This window comes from Promicromonospora kroppenstedtii DSM 19349, assembly GCF_000515355.1.
In the GTDB taxonomy this organism is placed as follows: domain Bacteria; phylum Actinomycetota; class Actinomycetes; order Actinomycetales; family Cellulomonadaceae; genus Promicromonospora; species Promicromonospora kroppenstedtii.
This window is the reverse complement of sequence record NZ_KI911758.1, coordinates 1-1,898: the sequence shown is the minus strand read 5'-3', so window position 1 is coordinate 1,898 and position 1,898 is coordinate 1. Positions and strand designations below refer to the sequence as shown.

The 1,898-nt window shown below is 73.7% G+C and carries 2 protein-coding genes; both read right to left on the bottom strand.

Going from position 1 to position 1,898, the window contains the following annotated elements; genetic code table 11:
- Positions 1–108: 108 nt before the first annotated feature.
- Positions 109–1,257 (bottom strand): mandelate racemase/muconate lactonizing enzyme family protein, encoded by a 1,149-nt coding sequence (locus tag PROKR_RS26660; protein WP_036969872.1) that lies wholly within the window; start codon positions 1,255–1,257, stop codon positions 109–111.
- Positions 1,254–1,898: dihydrodipicolinate synthase family protein (locus tag PROKR_RS26655; RefSeq protein WP_036969870.1), on the bottom strand; the 645-nt coding region annotated here is incomplete at its 5' end. The genes PROKR_RS26655 and PROKR_RS26660, both read right to left, overlap by 4 nt.

The following is a 1,898-nucleotide window of genomic DNA, read 5'->3' as shown; positions in this document are numbered from 1 at the left end:
CGGCGGCGCGCCGGGCGACGTCGTCCAGGGCGGCCGGTGCGGTCTCGCGCACCGGCAGCTCCCGGATCTCGCCGGTCCGCGCGTCCCGCGAGGTCACGGGGCTCGTCGTCACATCCATGCCGTCGACCCGTCCCGGCGCACGGGCACCTTGCGCTCCCAGTGCACCCAGTCGTCGGTGGCCAGCGCGGTCTCGTCGATCTCGATGCCCCAGCCGGGCCGGTCCGGCCGCAGCTCCAGGTGGCCGTCGACCGGCACGTACGGGTCGTGGCACCAGGAGACGTCGTCCGGCTTGTACTCGAGGATCGAGAAGTTCCACGTGGCCGCCGCGAAGTGCACGTTGGCCGCCGTCGCGAGCGGCCCCAGCGGGTTGTGGGGTGCCACGGGCACGTCGTGCGCCTCGGCGAGCGTCGCGATCTTGCGCATCTGGGTCAGTCCGCCCACCACGGCGATGTCGGGCTGGACGATGTCGGCGCCCTGCACGGTCAGCAGGCCCAGGAACTCGTTCGGCGAGTACAGCGACTCGCCCGTGGCGAGCGGGACCGTCATCTCGCTGCGGATCCGGCCCCACGCGGGCAGGTACTCGGGGCGGATGGGCTCCTCGAGGAACAGCGGCTCGTTCGGCGCGAGCGCGGCCGCGAGGTCCACGGCCTGGCGCGGCTCCCAGAGGCAGCCGTGGGCGTCGAACGCGAACTCCCACTCCTCGGGGTGGCTCTCGCGGATCTGCCCGAACCAGTCGCCGAGCTCCCGGGCGACCAGCCCGAACCGCGACCGGTGCAGGTCGCGGCGGTAGGGGCTGAGCTTGAACGCGTCCACGCCGTGGTTCTCGTGCAGCGCGGCCGTGCGCTCGACCAGCTGCGGTACGTCGGGCGCGTCGTACAGCCCCGCGTACACCCGCACCCGGTCGCGGACGGCGCCGCCGAGCAGCTGGTACACGGGCACGCCGGCGGCCTTCGCCGCGATGTCCCACAGTGCGTGGTCCACCGCGGCGATGGCGGCCAGGCCCAGCGCCCCCTGCGGGAACCGGGCCGACTGGTGCAGCAGCTGGTTCACGTACGCGACACGGGTGGCGTCGATGCCCGCGATCTGGTCGCCGAGGTACTCGACGATCGCGGGGTAGGCCAGGTCGGGGCCGTGGTTGTAGATCTCGGCCCAGCCGTCGAGGCCCCCGTCGGTGGTGATCCGCAGCAGCACGCGCGGGCGGTTGCCCACCCGCTGGAGGTAGGTGGTCAGCCGGGCGATCTTCGTACCGGTGGTCATGCCGAGGCCTTCCAGTCGTCGAGGATGCGCGTGATCGCGGCGCGGTCGGGCTCGCCCAGGACGGTGCTGGGCGGCCGCACGGAGCGGTCGCACAGGCCCATCTGGTGCATGGCCTCCTTGACCACCGACACGTTGTCGGCCGACCGGTCCCGGGCCCGGAGCTGCTCGAACTCCCGGATGCGGCGCCACACCGCCGACGCGCGGGCGCCGTCGTCCTGCTTCAGGGCATCCAGGAGATCGAACGAGACGTCGGGCGCCACGTTGACCAGGCCCGACGTGAACGCGCGGGCGCCCGCCTGCCACGCCGACGGCGCGTAGGACTCGGCCAGCCCGGCGATCCACAGCAGGTCGGCGTCGGTGTCCTGCACCGTCTCGGCGAACGCGACCGGGTCCGGCACGGAGTACTTGATGCCCACCACGTTGTCCGCGGCCTGTGCGAGCGCCGCGATGTCCGTGCCCCGGATCACGGGGGAGCTCACGTACGGCAGCACGGCGAGGCCACCCGCGGCGTGCGCGACGGCGGCCGTGTACTCGACCCAGCCCTGCCGCGACATGTACGGCAGCACCGGCTGGTGCACCATGACGGCGTGCGCGCCCAGGTCGGCGGCCGCCCGGGCCTCGGCCTGCGCCGTCGCCGGGTC

Bases quoted from the DNA above. Each gene is read 5' to 3' on its own strand.
- PROKR_RS26660 (WP_036969872.1), bottom strand. From the start codon at position 1,257: ATGACCACCGGTACGAAGATCGCCCGGCTGACCACCTACCTCCAGCGG.